Below are 14,462 nucleotides of genomic sequence, written 5' to 3'. Positions count from 1 at the left end.
GCGCATTATGCCTAGGCCAGCTCTTCAAGACACTCGCGTAATGCACCGTGCCACTCGGCTTGGGTCACGCCCCATTCACGGGCCAGGCGGCTGCAATCCAGGCGTGAGTTCAGCGGCCGTGGCGCAGGCGTCGGGTAGGCACTGGACGGGATGGCTTCCAGCACTGCGCAGGGTTTGTCCTGGGCCAGCAAGTGGGCACCGATGGCCTGGGCAAAGCCGAACCAGGAGGTTTCGCCTTGGGCGCTCAGGTGATACGTGCCCCAGGCGCCGGGCTGGCCGCTTTGCCAGCGCAGTATCAGTTCACGGGTGCTGTTGGCGATCGTCCCGGCCCAGGTGGGTGCGCCGAGCTGGTCGGCGACCACCCGCAGTTCAGCTTTCTCTTGCAGCAGGCGCAGCATGGTCAGCAGGAAATTTTTGCCGTGGCTGGCGTAGACCCAGCTGGTACGCAGGATCAGGTGCTGCCCGGCCACCAGGTTGATGGCTCGCTCCCCGGCCAGCTTGCTCTGGCCATAGACGCTCAGCGGGTTGGGTTCGTCGTCTTCGACATAGGGTGTGGTTTTGCGCCCGTCGAACACGTAGTCCGTGGAGTAGTGAATCAGTGGAATCCCCAGTTCATGGGCTTCCTGGGCAAAAATCCCTGGCGCTATGGCGTTGATCGCAAAGGCCAGTTCCGGCTCGCTCTCGGCCTGGTCCACGACGGTGTGGGCCGCCGCATTGATGATCAGGTCGGGGCGCACCGCCCGCACCTGTTGGCGGATGTGCTCCGGGTGGCTGAGGTCCAGCCGGTCGCGGCCCAGGACCACCAGCTCGCCGAGGTCGCCGAGGCGTTTCTGCAGCTCGCGGGACACTTGGCCCTGCTGGCCGCTGATGAGGATTTTCAAGGGGGTGCTCATGGGAACAGGTCAGCCTCCGCCAGGGTTTTGCCGGCCTGATCCTTGGCGGACAGTTGTGGGCTGCCGTCGAGCTGCCAATCAATGGCCAGGGTCGGGTCATCCCAGCGAATGCAGCGCTCGGCCGACGGCGTGTAGTAGTCGGTGGTCTTGTAGAGGAACTCCGCCGAGTCGCTGAGCACCACAAAGCCGTGGGCGAAGCCTTCGGGCACCCAGAGCTGGCGGTGGTTCTCGGCGGACAGCCGCACGGCCACCCATTGGCCGAAGTGTGGCGAGCTGCGGCGAATGTCCACCGCCACGTCGAGTACTTCGCCAGCGATCACCCGGACCAGTTTTCCCTGGGTGTTCTGCACCTGGTAGTGCAGGCCCCGGAGCACGCCTTTTTGTGAGCGTGAATGGTTGTCCTGGACGAACTGGGTCTCCAGCCCGGTGGCCTCGTTGAAGGCCTTGGCGTTGAAGCTTTCATAGAAAAAGCCCCGCTCGTCGCCGAACACTTTGGGTTCGATGATCAGCACGTCCGGCAGTTGGGTCGGGGTGACGTTCATGGTTCGATTCCCGCCAGGGTGAACAGGTATTGGCCATAGCCGGTCTTGCCGAAGTAGGCGGCGCGCTCCAGCAGGTGCTCACGGCTGATCCACTGGTTTTCGTAGGCGATTTCTTCCAGGCAGGCGACCTTCAAACCCTGGCGATGCTCGATGGTCTGCACGTACTGCGAGGCCTCCAGCAGGCTGTCGTGGGTGCCGGTGTCGAGCCAGGCGAAGCCGCGACCAAAACGCTCGACCTGCAGGTCGCCGCGCTTGAGGTAGGCATTGTTGACGTCAGTGATTTCCAGCTCGCCACGGGGCGAAGGCTGGACCGCCTTGGCAATCTCGATCACATCGTTGTCGTAGAAATACAGCCCCGTGACGGCGTAGCTGGACTTGGGCTTCTTGGGTTTTTCTTCGATCGACAAGGCCCGGCCGTCGCTGTCGAAGTCGATGACCCCGAAGCGCTCCGGGTCCTTGACCCAGTAGCCGAACACCGTGGCGCCGCTCGGGCGCTCGGCGGCTTTTTTCAACTGCTCGCCGAAGTGCTGGCCGTGGAAAATGTTGTCCCCGAGGATCAGGCACACCGGGTCATTGCCGATGAACGCTTCGCCGATCAGGAACGCCTGGGCCAGGCCGTCCGGCGAGGGCTGTTCGGCGTAGGTGAAGCGCACCCCGAACTGGCTGCCGTCACCCAGCAGGTTGCGGTATTGGGGCAAGTCCTGGGGGGTGGAGATAATCAGGATGTCCTGGATGCCGGCCAGCATCAGCACCGAGATCGGGTAGTAGATCATCGGTTTGTCGTAGATCGGCAGCAGTTGCTTGGAGACACCCAACGTAATGGGGTGCAGACGGGTGCCGGAGCCACCCGCCAGAACGATTCCTTTCATCATGCGAGCAGATCCTTGGGGTCGCTGAAACCCAGTCGTTGGCCTTGATAGCTGCCGTCCTGTACGCGGCGGCACCATTCCAGATTTTCCAGGTACCACTGCACGGTCTTGCGCAGGCCGCTGGCAAAGGTTTCCTCAGGCACCCAGCCCAACTCGCGCTCGATCTTGCCGGCGTCGATGGCGTAGCGCAGGTCGTGGCCGGGGCGGTCCTGGACGAAGGTGATCAGGTCGGCGTACTGGCTGACGCCAGCCGGTTTGTGCGGCGCAAGCTCTTCGAGCAGGGCGCAGATACCGCGCACTACGTCGATGTTTTTCTGCTCATTGTGGCCGCCGATGTTGTAGGTCTCACCGACCACGCCGGTGGTGACCACCTGATACAGGGCCCGAGCATGGTCTTCGACGTACAGCCAGTCCCGCACTTGCAGGCCGTTGCCGTACACCGGCAGTGCCTTGCCCGCCAGCGCATTGAGAATCACCAGGGGGATGAGCTTCTCGGGGAAGTGGAAAGGCCCATAGTTGTTCGAGCAATTGGTGATCAGCACCGGTAATCCGTACGTGCGCTGCCAGGCGCGGACCAGGTGGTCGGACGCGGCCTTGCTCGCCGAGTAGGGCGAGCTGGGGGCGTAGGGCGTGGTTTCGGTGAACAGGTCGTCCACACCGTGCAGGTCGCCGTACACCTCGTCGGTGGAAATATGGTGGAAACGGAAGGCGCTTTTTTCCGCCTCGGGCAGTGTCTGCCAGTAGGCGCGAGTGGCTTCCAGCAGGCTGTAGGTGCCGACGATATTGGTCTGGATAAAGTCCGACGGACCGTCGATGGAGCGGTCGACATGGGACTCGGCGGCCAAATGCATGATTGCCTGGGGTGCAAAGCGCGCCAGCACCGCGCTGACGGTGGGCTGATCAACGATATCGGCTTGGACGAACTCGTAGCGACTGTTGCTGGCAATGCTGCTCAGGGATTCGAGGTTGCCGGCGTAGGTCAGTTTATCGAGGTTGAGCACTTCGTGTTCCGTGTGCTCGATTAAATGGCGGACCAGCGCCGATCCAATAAAACCGGCTCCGCCGGTAACGAGAATGCGCATGTGGGTTGGCCTTTGTCCTGGGTGACGATCATTGACGTGAACGAAAACAGCATAGCTTGTCGGTGCAGCCGCCTCGGTGCAAGCGTTAGTGCCCTTGTGATGTTGCGGGTTTTATCCCGTTTGGCTGCTGTACAGGCGACGCACGAGCGTGGCCTGGGGGTTGCGTATCGCCTTCAGCGGTGGCGATATAAGCGCCTGACCATCATTCGGGAGTCCTTGCATGTTGCTCGCCACGTTGATTCACCGCGCCAGTCTGCCGGGGCCGCAGGTCTCGGTGCAGCAGGCGCTGGACCTGCTGCAGGCCCATTACGGCCTCCACGGCACCTTGCACTCCCTGGGCAGCCAGCAGGACCTCAACTACCGAGTCGACAGCCCGCAGGGGCGTTTTGTTCTGAAAATCTGCCGCGGCGATTACGCGGTCCAGGAGCTTGAGGCCCAGCATGCTGCCCTCGCTGACTTGGGCGCACGCAGCGCCTTGCCGGTGCCCCGGGTGATCAAGGCGCGCAACGGCGAGCAGTTGTTGTCCGTGGACCTCGACGGTCAGGCCCTGCACATTCGCCTGCTGGACTATATAGAGGGCCGCTCCCTGACCCATCTCAAGCACCTGGGGCCGCAGTTGATGGCCAGCCTGGGGCGCTTGTGCGGGGAGATGGACCTGGCCCTGGCTGACTTCGAGCACCCTGGCCTGGCGCGCACCCTGCAATGGGACCCACGCCATGCCCAGCCGCTGATCCAGCATCTGCTCCCGGTGATCGCCGACGAACGGCAGCGTGCACTGATCGCCGAAGCGGCCTTGCAGGCCGAGCGTCGCCTGCTGCCTCTGATTGAGCAACTGCCGGTGCAGGCCATTCACATGGACATCACCGACGACAACGTGGTCTGGCGGCGCGATGCCCAGCGGCACTGGCAGTTGCAGGGGGTGATTGATTTCGGCGACCTGATCCGCACCTGGCGCATTGCCGACCTGTCGGTGACCTGTGCGGCCCTGCTGCACCACTGTGACGGCGACCCGCTGCGTATTCTTCCGGCGGTCCAGGCGTATCACCAGGTCAACCCGTTGCAGCACGCTGAGTTGCTGGCGCTCTGGCCGCTGGTCGTGGCCCGGGCGGCGGTGCTGGTGCTCAGTGGCGAGCAGCAGGTCAGCATCGACCCCGACAACCATTACAGCCGCGCCAACCTGAGCCATGAGTGGGAGATCTTCCGCGTGGCCACGGCGCTGCCGTTCGAGCTGATGGAAGCGGCGATCCTCAGCGCCGTCGGCCAGGCCCTGCCGGCGATTGCCAGCGAAGGCTTCGCCCCATTGCTGCCGAGCCTGGTGGGTCGGGAGTTCGCCTTGATCGACCTGGGTGTGCTCAGCCCGCATTTCGAGGCCGGCAACTGGGAGCAGCCGGGCATCGACGAGCGTTTGTTGCAGGAAGCGGCGGCGACCCATGGCCTGGCGGCCAGCCGTTACGCTCAGTACCGTTTGTCCCGCACCCGTCCCGACAGCGCCGAAGAACCCGAGACCTGCCCGCTGCATGTGCAATTGCAGGTGCCCCTGGGCACGCCGGTGGAGTCTCCCTTTGCCGGGGTGCTGCACGTGGCGGCCGATGGTTCCTTGCGCCTGGACAGCGGGCAACTGAGCGTTCGCCTGTGGGGGGTCAAGCCCGGCTTGCGTGGCGGTGCGGCCCTGGTCAAGGGCCAGGTGCTGGGGGAAGTGCAGGCAGGGCTGACCGTGCAGTTGTGCCGCGGCGTGCACCTCGACCCGCCCTTGTTCTGTACGCCTTCCCGGGCGCCGGCCTGGCAGGCCCTGTGTCCTTCCCCGGCGGCGCTGCTGGGGTTGGCCTGTGATGCCGAGCCGGAACTGGACCCGCAGCAACTGCTGGCACGCCGTGACGCCAGCTTCGCCCGTTCGCAGAAGCACTATTACGTCGACCCGCCACGCATCGAGCGCGGCTGGCGCAACCACCTGATCGACATGCAGGGCCGTTCCTACCTGGACATGCTCAACAACGTGGCGGTGCTGGGCCACGGTCATCCGCGCATGGCGGCCGAGGCCAGTCGCCAATGGTCCCTGCTCAACACCAATTCGCGCTTTCACTACGCGGCGATCGCCGAGTTTTCCGAGCGCCTGCTGGCCCTGGCCCCGGACTCCATGGACCGGGTGTTCCTGGTCAACAGCGGCACCGAGGCCAACGACTTGGCGATCCGCCTGGCCTGGGCCTACAGCGGCGGGCGCGACATGCTCAGTGTGCTGGAGGCCTACCACGGCTGGTCGGTGGCGGCGGACGCAGTGTCCACCTCCATCGCCGACAACCCCCAGGCCCTGAGCAGCCGTCCGGACTGGGTGCACCCGGTGACCGCACCCAACACTTACCGTGGAGAATTTCGCGGCCCGGACAGCGCGCCGGACTATGTGCGCAGTGTCGAACATCACCTGGCCAAGCTGGCGCAACAGCAGCGGCAACTGGCGGGTTTCATCTGCGAGCCGGTGTACGGCAACGCGGGGGGGATTTCCCTGCCGCCCGGTTACCTGCAACAGGTCTACAGCCTGGTGCGCGAGCGAGGCGGGGTGTGCATCGCCGACGAAGTGCAGGTGGGGTATGGGCGCATGGGCCATTTCTTCTGGGGCTTTGAAGAGCAGGGCGTGGTGCCGGACATCATCACCATGGCCAAGGGCATGGGCAACGGCCAGCCGCTGGGGGCGGTGATCACTCGCCGGGAAATTGCCGAAGCCCTGGAGGCCGAGGGGTATTTCTTCTCCTCATCGGGTGGCAGCCCGGTCAGTTGCCGCATCGGCATGGCGGTGCTGGACGTGATGGAAGAGGAAAAACTCTGGGAGAACGCCCAGGTTGTCGGCGGTTACTTCAAGGAGCGCCTGCAAGCCCTGATGGATATCCACCCGCTGGTGGGGGCGGTGCACGGCTCGGGTTTCTATTTGGGGCTGGAGTTGATCCGTAACCGCGAGACCCTGGAGCCGGCCACCGAAGAGACCACCCTGCTCTGTGATCGCCTGCGGGACCTGGGGATTTTCATGCAGCCCACGGGTGACTTCCTCAACATCCTGAAGATCAAGCCGCCCATGGTCACCAGCCGGCAGAGCGTGGACTTCTTCGTCGACATGCTCTCGAAGGTGCTAGCCGAAGACCTATAACCCCCCTGTAGGAGCCGGCTTGCCGGCGATTGCGCTCGCCAATAAATCGATTGTTATCGGTATTTAATAGGTATTTTTTCATTTTGGTAAATCTATAAGCTTCTAAAGTCGATATTTATCGGATATAAAGTGAGCCTAGTCGGGCACGGCGCCACCGTGCTCGACCCTTTCCCTATCCGTTGTCATCGACCGCTTCTCATCGCCCGGGAGTTGTTCCATGAGCCGTATCGTTACCGTCGCCGCCACCCAGATGGCCTGTTCCTGGGACCTTGAGGCCAATATCGAGACCGCTGAAAAGCTGGTCCGTGAAGCCGCCGCCAAAGGCGCGCAGATCATTCTGATCCAGGAGCTGTTCGAGACGCCGTACTTCTGCCAGAAGCCCAATCCGGACTACCTGCAATTGGCGTCCTCGGTGGAAGACAACGTGGCCATCAAGCACTTCCAGAACGTCGCCCGGGAGCTGCAAGTGGTGTTGCCCATCAGCTTCTTCGAGCTGGCCGGACGTGCCCGCTTCAACAGCATCGCGATCATCGATGCCGACGGCAGCAACCTCGGGATTTATCGGAAAAGCCATATCCCGGATGGCCCCGGCTATCACGAGAAGTATTACTTCAATCCGGGCGACACCGGCTTCAAGGTCTGGAACACCCGCTACGCCAAGATCGGCGTGGGCATCTGCTGGGACCAGTGGTTCCCCGAGTGCGCCCGCAGCATGGCCTTGCTGGGCGCCGAGATTCTGTTCTATCCCACCGCCATCGGCAGTGAGCCCCACGACGCCAGCATCTCTTCCCGGGACCACTGGCAGCGTGTGCAGCAAGGCCACGCCGGCGCCAACCTGATGCCGCTGATTGCGAGCAACCGCATCGGCAACGAAGAGCAGGACGGCTACGACATCACCTTCTACGGCTCGTCCTTTATTGCCAACGCGTTCGGCGAGAAGGTTCAAGAGCTCAACCAAAGCGAAGAAGGTATTCTTGTGCACAGCTTCGACCTCGACGAACTGGAGCATATTCGCAGCGCCTGGGGGTCGTTCCGCGACCGCCGCCCGAACCTCTACGGCGCGATCAAAACCCTCGACGGTTCCCTGGAGTCCTGAATGACGACCCTGCACAGCACCCCCCGCGCCGATGGCTTCTACATGCCTGCCGAGTGGGCGCCCCAAACCCAGGCCTGGATGGTCTGGCCCGAGCGTCCGGACAACTGGCGCCTGGGCGGCAAGCCGGCCCAGGCCGCCCATGTGGCGGTGGCCAAGGCCATTGCGCGCTTTGAACCGGTGACCGTGGCGGTGTCCGCCGCCCAGTACGAAAACGCCCGGGCGCGCCTCGATGCGCCGAATATCCGCGTGGTGGAAATGTCCAGCGATGACGCCTGGGTGCGGGACACCGGGCCGACCTTTGTCATCAATGACCAGGGCGAAGTCCGGGGCGTGCACTGGGGCTTCAACGCCTGGGGCGGTTTGACGGTGGCCTGTATTCGCCGTGGAACCGCGATGAGCAGGTGGCCGGCAAGATCCTGCAGATCGAGCGTTGCCAGGAGTACCGCACCGAAGGTTTCGTGCTCGAGGGCGGTTCGATCCACGTGGACGGCGAAGGCACCCTGATCACCACCGAGGAATGCCTGCTCAACCGCAACCGCAACCCGCACCTCAAGCGCGCCGAGATCGAAACGGTGCTGCGCGAGCAGTTGGCGGTGGACAGCATCATCTGGCTGCCGGACGGCCTGTACAACGACGAAACCGACGGCCATGTGGATAACTTCTGCTGCTACGTGCGCCCCGGTGAAGTGTTGCTGGCCTGGACCGACGACCCGCAAGACCCGAACTACCCGCGTTGTCAGGCGGCGTTGAAGGTGCTGGAAAGCAGCCGCGACGCCAAGGGTCGCACTATCAAGGTGCACAAGATGCCGATTCCGGGGCCGTTGTACGCCACTGAAGAGGAATGTGCCGGTGTCGACCCGGTGGATGGCACCCAGGAGCGTAACCCGTCGGTACGCCTGGCCGGTTCCTACGTGAACTTCCTGATCGTCAATGGCGGGATCATCGCGCCGAGCTTCGACGACCCACTGGATGCCCAGGCCAAGGAAATCCTCCAGGGCCTGTTCCCCCAGCATGAGGTGGTGATGGTGCCGGGTCGTGAACTGTTACTGGGGGGCGGGAATATCCATTGCCTTACCCAACAACAGCCGGCACCGCACCCAGGTTGAGTGCAGTTGTAACAGCCGGTTGCCATTAATCGCTTTTTGTCTGATGGCATTCCAGCTGATAACTGCCGTGGAGCCCGCAATCCTTAAGGGTTGCGGGCTTTTTCATGGCCGTATGTCGGCCTTCCAGACACATTGGCACAGCTCTTGTATCTCTCCTGACGTGACTCTGAGACCGGTAGAACTGCGATGTTCTGTCATAAACCTTGGATAAGTTAGGCCGCTCACAAACCCGGAGAGAGCGCTGCAATGAATATGGTCAGCGAGCGGGCATCGCATCCCTTGGCAATGAATAACGAGTCTTTGCAGACATTGGTGCAATGGTTGAAGTCCAACGGAACGCGTCAGATCAGGGACGCCGATCCGCGTCGGCTGATGACTGAGCGCTACCCGGAAGGCTTGCTCAGCGAGGCTGAGCTGCAGGCATTGTGGGATGTCATGGCAGGCTGACAACAACACGCAATCAGCAAAGCGCTGCCGTGAAGGCAGCGCTTTTTTTATGCCTGGAGTGGGGAGGGCTGGCGCTGGCGATCGTGCGACCGCCAGTGCCCGCCAAAGGGCAGGGTGTTTAGAAGCTGTAGGTGCCGGTGACCACCAGGTTACGCGGCTCGCCCGGTTGGATCTGGAAGGCACTGGTGGCCGAGGAGTAGTAATCACGGTCGGCGATGTTGTTCAGTGCCGCGCGTACATCCCAGTCCTTGTGGCGGAAGCCGGCCAGGGCGTCCCAGCGGCCGTAACCGGGGAGCACGATGGTGTTGGCCGGGTCGGCAAAACGATCGCCCACCAGGGTCACGCCGGTCTCGGCGTACCAGCCCATCTCGGGTTTCCAGGTGATAAACAGGCTGCCGTTGCGCTTGGCTACGTCGGATACACGGTTGCCCTCCAAGCCGTTGTTGTCTTTCACAATGGTTGCATCCTGCAAGCCGATGCCACCGCGTAAATACCAGTTGCCGACGATCTTGCCGCTGGCGGTCAACTCAATGCCACGGGAGCGCTGCAGGCCGCTGAGCAGGGTGATGGTGGGGTCCAGCGGATCACGGGTCCGGCGGTTATAGAGCTCCAGCTCGTACACCGCCAGGGTGGTGCTCAGGCGCTCGTCCAGCCAGTCGCTTTTCACCCCGATTTCCTTCTGCCGGGTGCGCTCCGGGCTCAGGTCGTTGCCGTTGCCCGAAGCGTTCGGGGTGATGCCGATCAAGCTGCCGCCGACCGGGGAGAAGGACTTGCTCCACGAGGCGTAGAACGAGTGGTGCTCCAGGGGCGTCCAGACCACACCCAGGCGCGGGCTGGTGCTGTGGCTGTCGCGATGGTCGTTGATACCGGTGATGCGGTTGGTGGTTTCGACCCGGAAGCGGTCGTAACGCAGGCCACCGAGCAATTGCCACTGGTCGTTCAGGCGCAGTTGGTCCTGGATGTACAGCGCGCGGCTCTGGGTTTCGTTCTGGCTGCTGCTGAACAACGGCAGGGTGTCGCCGCCGAAATTGCTGTGGTTGGGATTGTTCAGGTCCACCGTCGGCACGCTATTGAGCGCTGCACGGTACAGCTTGGGCGTCCGGCGCTGGTCGCCCAATTCCACCCCGGTGAGGACCCGATGCTCCAGGCCAAAGGTCTGGAAAGTACCTTCGGCTTCCAGGTTGTTGTACAGGTTGCGGGTGGTCAGGTCCTGCTGCCAGCGCTGGCGGGTTACCCGGTTGGTAACGGCGTTGACCCCGGTCGCGTAGGTGTTTTCAAAATCGCTGTCGAGCTTGAACAGGCCCAGGGTGTGGCGCAGTTGCCAGTTCTCGTTGAGCTCGTAGCTGAGCTTGGAGCGCAGGGATTGCGTGGTGTCATCGATGAAGTCGCGATTGACGCCGTAGGTGGTGTCATTGCCGACGTCCGCCGGGCGTCCGGTCTTCTCGCCAGCGCGGCGTACCCCGGGAATACCGCGGTCCGGCGTGCGATCGAAACGGCTGTATTCGTACTGCACCAGCCAGTTCAGGTCCGGGGTCAATTGCCAGCTCATGGAGGGGGCGAACAGCTTGCGGTTACCGCTGACGTCGTCGCGGAAGCTGTTGTAGTCCTGGTTGCCCATGTTCAGGCGCAGGCTGAGGTCTTCGGAGACGTCGGTGGACAGGTCGGCGTACAGGCTGCGGCGGTCATCGCTGCCTCCCTGAGCCTCGATGCTGGAGCGGCGGCCGAACTGCGGCAGCTTGCTCACCCGATTGACGATCCCGCCCTGGCTGCCGCGACCGTACAACACGGCCGCCGGGCCTTTGAGCACTTCCACCCGCTCGATGTTGTGCAGGTCACGCACGTACTGGCTGTCGTCACGAATGCCGTCCAAGTAGAAGTCGTTGCCCGCTTCGAAACCACGAATGCGCACGCTGTCGAAGCGTGTATCGGCGCCGCTGCTGACGTTGGGAATGCCGCTCAGCGCGGTGCCCAGGTCGTTGGTGCCGTAGTCCATGACATGGGCGGTCTTCACCGAGTCGATGGCCTGGGGCACATAGCGCACCGGGGTGGCGGTGCGGGTGGCGGTTGCGGTGTCCTTGACCCGTGGATCATCGGCGTCGGTTTCGGCGCTGATGGCGGTCGCTGGCAAGGTGGTGGGCGCGGCGTAACTGCAAGTGGCGGACAACAGGGCGCTGAGCCCCAGGGTCAGGGGCGTGAGGCGCAAGTGGGTTGGCATGTGGAACGCATCCGAAGGGCAGGGTGATTCGAAGCGTTAATGATAATGCGTTGCATTTGCTGATGTGAGTGTCGTATTGAGAAGTTCCCCGGGACGATTGTTTCAATTTGTTTCTTGTTTGTGTCGGTTCAGTGTCATTGTCGATACGAAGCCGGACCGAGGCATTCGACCGGTTCTTGAAACACACTGAACCCGGCGCCGGGGTTTTTTCCGGCGGGCCCGGGGTCTAGGCTGCGACCCATTCCCTTGCCCTGACTTAGCCGGAGTGCGCCATGTCTGCTGCCACCCTTCATTACATCTACGACCCATTGTGCGGTTGGTGCTACGGCGCCAAGCCGCTGGTGCAGGCGGCGCAGGCGGTGTTGCCAGTGATTGCCCACGGGGGCGGCATGATGACCGGGGCCAACCGCCAGCCGGTGTCGCCACAGTTGCGTGACTACGTGATGCCCCACGACCGGCGGATTGCCGAGTACAGCGGCCAGCCTTTCGGCGAGGCGTACTTTGAAGGGCTGCTACGGGACCACACGGCCGTGTTCGATTCTGCGCCGCCGATTGCTGCGGTGCTCGCCGCCGAGGCCTTGGCGGGGCGCGGGCTCGAGCTGCTCGGGCGTTTGCAGACGGCCCACTACCAGGAAGGCCGCCGCATTGCCGACCACGACGTGCTGCTGGAGTTGGCCGTGGCCCTGGGGTTGCCGGCCGAGCCCTTCAGCGCCGCATTCGAGCACGCCCTGGCCCATGAGCTGGAGGACCATATCAAGGCCAGCCGGCAGTTGTTGGCCCGTGTCGGTGGCCAGGGTTTCCCGACCCTGGTTCTGGAGCGAGACGGGCAGCGCCAGGTGCTTGATATCAGCCCCTGGCTGGGCAAACCCGATGAGTTTGCCGCCTGGTTGCAGGGGGCGATCGGCTCGACACCGAGCCAGGTGTCCTCCCAAGCCCCGGCCTGTGGCCTGGACGGTTGCGCGCAATAACCCCACCCAACGACGAAGGAGTGACCCATGGATAACCTGGCCTTGATCAAAAGCACCTACGAAGGTGCCAACTCCCAGGAAAACGCCAAGAACACCGCGGCGGCCCTGGCACCGGATGCGCGCTGGACCGAAGCCGCGGGGTTCCCCTTGGCGGGCACCTACGTCGGCTTCGACGCCATTGTGGAAAATGTTTTCAAACGCCTGGCCAGTGATTGGGAGGGGTTTGCTTTCAACGTGGAGAGTTATGTGGCCCAAGGCGACAAGGTATTCGCCTATGGCAATTACAGAGGCGTGTTCAAGGCGACGGGGCGGCCAATGAACGCCCGAGTGGCCCATTTATGGACACTCAAGGACGGCAAAGTCACTCATTTTGAGCAGTTTGTGGACAGCCATACCGTGCAACTGGCCATGGCCGATCGGTGAATTCTTAGAATATTTTTACCTATTCAAAGACGATTCACGAAATTGACACAGGGTTCAGGGCGCGGATAGGATTCGCGCCAACGCCTGTGGCCAAGAGCCATATATCAGAATAATAAAAGGCCCGCCGCGATGATTCGCGGGCGGGCCTTTTTGTTTTTTGAGCAGGAACAAGAGCGTCCAAACGCCATTTCTGTCCGGGTACACAGCGCGCCATCAACCCGTAATAAGGAAAACAAAATGTTGAACAAGCGGATCGGTCTGATCGCACTGGGGATTCTGAGCGCCACTCAAGCCATGGCTAACGACCAAGCTGAGTCCAAGGGTTTTGTAGAAGACAGCAGCCTGAAAGTGCTGCTGCGCAACGCCTACATCAACCGTGACAAGAAAGATGGCAACGATGACCAACGTGAATGGGGCCAAGCGGCCATCGGCACGTTCTCCTCGGGCTTCACCCAAGGCACCGTTGGCGTGGGCGTTGACGCCTTCGGCCTGTACGGCCTGCGCCTGGACCGCGGCAGCCACGCTGGCGGCGCCGGTATCGACTTCTTCAAACCCAGCGAAGGCGGCAACAAGTCCCCTGCGGGCGACCTGGCCAAGGCTGGCGCTGCAGTGAAATTCCGCGTGTCCAACACCGTGCTGGCCTACGGCGACCAGATGCCTGAGCTGCCGGTGCTGAACTACGACAGTTCGCGCCTGCTGCCAGAAAGCTACACCGGCACCCTGATCACTTCCAAAGAAATCGACGGCTTGGTACTGAACGCCGGTCGCTTCACTGCCGAATCGCGCAAGAGCGCTGAAGGCCGTGACAGCGGTGGCCTGAAGTCCATCAACGTATTGGGCGGCAGCTACCAGTTCACCGAACAGTTCAAAGGCGCGCTGTACGCTTCCGACGTCGAAGACGTGCTGAAGAAGCAGTACGTGAACCTGAACTACGTGTTCCCGCTGGCCACCGATCAGTCCCTGACCCTGGACTTCAACGGCTACCGCACCAAGCTGGACAAGTCGTTTGCCGAAGATTCTGGCGCCGGCGGCCAGGACAACAAGATCTGGAGCCTGGCAGCGACCTTCGCCACCGGCCCGCACTCCTTCACCGTGGCGCACCAGCGCAGCTCCGGCGACAGCCACCTGGGCTACGCCTACGGCGGTTACCAGAAAGGCCAGAACTACATTGGCGACGGTGGCAACACCATCTTCCTGGCCAACTCCTACTGGTCCGACTTCAACGCTGAAGACGAGCGCAGCTGGCAGTTGGGCTACGGCCTGGACTTCGGTTCGTTCGGCGTGCCTGGCCTGAGCTACAACCTGGCTTACGTGCGTGGCGACAACATCACCACTGCCGACAGCACCGGTGGTACCGAGCGCGAAATCTTCAACCAGTTCAAGTACGTGGTCCAGGCCGGTCCGGCCAAAGACCTGAGCGTGCGTGTACGCAGCTCGATCCTGCGCGTGTCGCAGAAATCCAGCGCCTACAACAGCAGCGGCAACGAACTGCGTGTGTTCGTCGACTACCCGATCAACGTGTTCTGATGAACGCCTGATCGTGGCCTGATACCAGGGCCGCAGTAAAAACCCCGACTGGTTCCGGGGCTTTTTTATGGGCGCTGAACCAGGCATTCGAGGCTACCGAATGGCACCCTTGGCGTCTATTACGCCGTCAGCGCATTTCCTTTGTCTTCGAGGTCTGATCG

At 62.6% G+C, this 14,462-nt stretch carries 11 protein-coding genes and 1 pseudogene; 7 read left to right on the top strand and 5 right to left on the bottom strand.

Going from position 1 to position 14,462, the window contains the following annotated elements:
* Window positions 1–11: 11 nt before the first annotated feature.
* From rfbD to rfbB, 4 genes are read right to left on the bottom strand one after another with little or no spacing between them, the layout of a single operon-like run.
* Window positions 12–893, bottom strand: a complete 882-nt coding sequence (rfbD, locus tag M1B34_RS08650) for a dTDP-4-dehydrorhamnose reductase (RefSeq protein ID WP_268264869.1) — start codon at window positions 891–893, stop codon at window positions 12–14.
* Entirely contained in the window at window positions 890–1,435 is a 546-nt protein-coding gene (rfbC, locus tag M1B34_RS08645) for a dTDP-4-dehydrorhamnose 3,5-epimerase (protein ID WP_123329094.1), read from the bottom strand. The genes rfbD and rfbC overlap by 4 nt, the downstream gene beginning before the upstream one ends.
* Window positions 1,432–2,307 carry a glucose-1-phosphate thymidylyltransferase RfbA gene (rfbA, locus tag M1B34_RS08640; protein ID WP_123329096.1) on the bottom strand — a complete coding sequence of 292 codons (876 nt, stop codon included), beginning with the start codon at window positions 2,305–2,307 and terminating at the stop codon, window positions 1,432–1,434. The genes rfbC and rfbA overlap by 4 nt, the downstream gene beginning before the upstream one ends.
* Window positions 2,304–3,386 (bottom strand): dTDP-glucose 4,6-dehydratase, encoded by a 1,083-nt coding sequence (rfbB, locus tag M1B34_RS08635; protein WP_268264868.1) that lies wholly within the window; start codon window positions 3,384–3,386, stop codon window positions 2,304–2,306. Before rfbB ends, rfbA begins: the two co-directional genes overlap by 4 nt.
* A gap of 220 nt (window positions 3,387–3,606) precedes the next feature.
* Between rfbB and M1B34_RS08630 the strand changes: the two genes are divergently transcribed.
* The 4 genes and pseudogenes from M1B34_RS08630 to M1B34_RS08615 all read left to right on the top strand — a co-directional run bounded on the left by M1B34_RS08630 (window position 3,607) and on the right by M1B34_RS08615 (window position 9,168).
* Window positions 3,607–6,519, top strand: a complete 2,913-nt coding sequence (locus M1B34_RS08630) for an aminotransferase (RefSeq protein ID WP_268264867.1) — start codon at window positions 3,607–3,609, stop codon at window positions 6,517–6,519.
* A 217-nt stretch (window positions 6,520–6,736) separates the two neighbouring features.
* Window positions 6,737–7,615, top strand: a complete 879-nt coding sequence (aguB, locus tag M1B34_RS08625) for an N-carbamoylputrescine amidase (RefSeq protein ID WP_268264866.1) — start codon at window positions 6,737–6,739, stop codon at window positions 7,613–7,615.
* Window positions 7,616–8,721, top strand: a pseudogene (gene aguA, locus M1B34_RS08620) (agmatine deiminase).
* Window positions 8,722–8,967: 246 nt separating this feature from the next.
* Window positions 8,968–9,168, top strand: coding sequence for a hypothetical protein (locus M1B34_RS08615; protein WP_123329106.1), 201 nt, complete (start codon window positions 8,968–8,970; stop codon window positions 9,166–9,168).
* A 118-nt stretch (window positions 9,169–9,286) separates the two neighbouring features.
* On the opposite strand, the gene M1B34_RS08610 is transcribed toward M1B34_RS08615, so the two are convergent.
* Window positions 9,287–11,383, bottom strand: coding sequence for a TonB-dependent receptor (locus M1B34_RS08610; protein WP_268264865.1), 2,097 nt, complete (start codon window positions 11,381–11,383; stop codon window positions 9,287–9,289).
* Between the two features lie 272 nt (window positions 11,384–11,655).
* On the opposite strand from M1B34_RS08610, the gene M1B34_RS08605 reads away from it, so the two are divergent.
* The 3 genes from M1B34_RS08605 to M1B34_RS08595 all read left to right on the top strand — a co-directional run bounded on the left by M1B34_RS08605 (window position 11,656) and on the right by M1B34_RS08595 (window position 14,301).
* Window positions 11,656–12,351 carry a DsbA family protein gene (locus M1B34_RS08605; RefSeq protein ID WP_268264864.1) on the top strand — a complete coding sequence of 232 codons (696 nt, stop codon included), beginning with the start codon at window positions 11,656–11,658 and terminating at the stop codon, window positions 12,349–12,351.
* 27 nt (window positions 12,352–12,378) lie between these two features.
* Window positions 12,379–12,774 (top strand): nuclear transport factor 2 family protein, encoded by a 396-nt coding sequence (locus M1B34_RS08600; protein WP_123329112.1) that lies wholly within the window; start codon window positions 12,379–12,381, stop codon window positions 12,772–12,774.
* A 237-nt stretch (window positions 12,775–13,011) separates the two neighbouring features.
* Window positions 13,012–14,301 (top strand): OprD family porin, encoded by a 1,290-nt coding sequence (locus M1B34_RS08595; RefSeq protein ID WP_123329114.1) that lies wholly within the window; start codon window positions 13,012–13,014, stop codon window positions 14,299–14,301.
* Window positions 14,302–14,462 lie beyond the last annotated feature (161 nt).

Source organism: Pseudomonas morbosilactucae (assembly GCF_023241715.1).
Lineage (GTDB): Bacteria > Pseudomonadota > Gammaproteobacteria > Pseudomonadales > Pseudomonadaceae > Aquipseudomonas > Aquipseudomonas morbosilactucae.
This window is presented reverse-complemented; position numbering and strand designations above follow the sequence as displayed.

Bases quoted from the DNA above. Each gene is read 5' to 3' on its own strand.
- M1B34_RS08630 (WP_268264867.1), top strand. From the start codon at position 3,607: ATGTTGCTCGCCACGTTGATTCACCGCGCCAGTCTGCCGGGGCCGCAG.
- aguB (WP_268264866.1), top strand. From the start codon at position 6,737: ATGAGCCGTATCGTTACCGTCGCCGCCACCCAGATGGCCTGTTCCTGG.
- M1B34_RS08605 (WP_268264864.1), top strand. From the start codon at position 11,656: ATGTCTGCTGCCACCCTTCATTACATCTACGACCCATTGTGCGGTTGG.
- rfbD (WP_268264869.1), bottom strand. From the start codon at position 893: ATGAGCACCCCCTTGAAAATCCTCATCAGCGGCCAGCAGGGCCAAGTG.
- rfbC (WP_123329094.1), bottom strand. From the start codon at position 1,435: ATGAACGTCACCCCGACCCAACTGCCGGACGTGCTGATCATCGAACCC.
- M1B34_RS08610 (WP_268264865.1), bottom strand. From the start codon at position 11,383: ATGCCAACCCACTTGCGCCTCACGCCCCTGACCCTGGGGCTCAGCGCC.
- rfbA (WP_123329096.1), bottom strand. From the start codon at position 2,307: ATGATGAAAGGAATCGTTCTGGCGGGTGGCTCCGGCACCCGTCTGCAC.
- M1B34_RS08595 (WP_123329114.1), top strand. From the start codon at position 13,012: ATGTTGAACAAGCGGATCGGTCTGATCGCACTGGGGATTCTGAGCGCC.
- M1B34_RS08600 (WP_123329112.1), top strand. From the start codon at position 12,379: ATGGATAACCTGGCCTTGATCAAAAGCACCTACGAAGGTGCCAACTCC.
- rfbB (WP_268264868.1), bottom strand. From the start codon at position 3,386: ATGCGCATTCTCGTTACCGGCGGAGCCGGTTTTATTGGATCGGCGCTG.
- M1B34_RS08615 (WP_123329106.1), top strand. From the start codon at position 8,968: ATGAATATGGTCAGCGAGCGGGCATCGCATCCCTTGGCAATGAATAAC.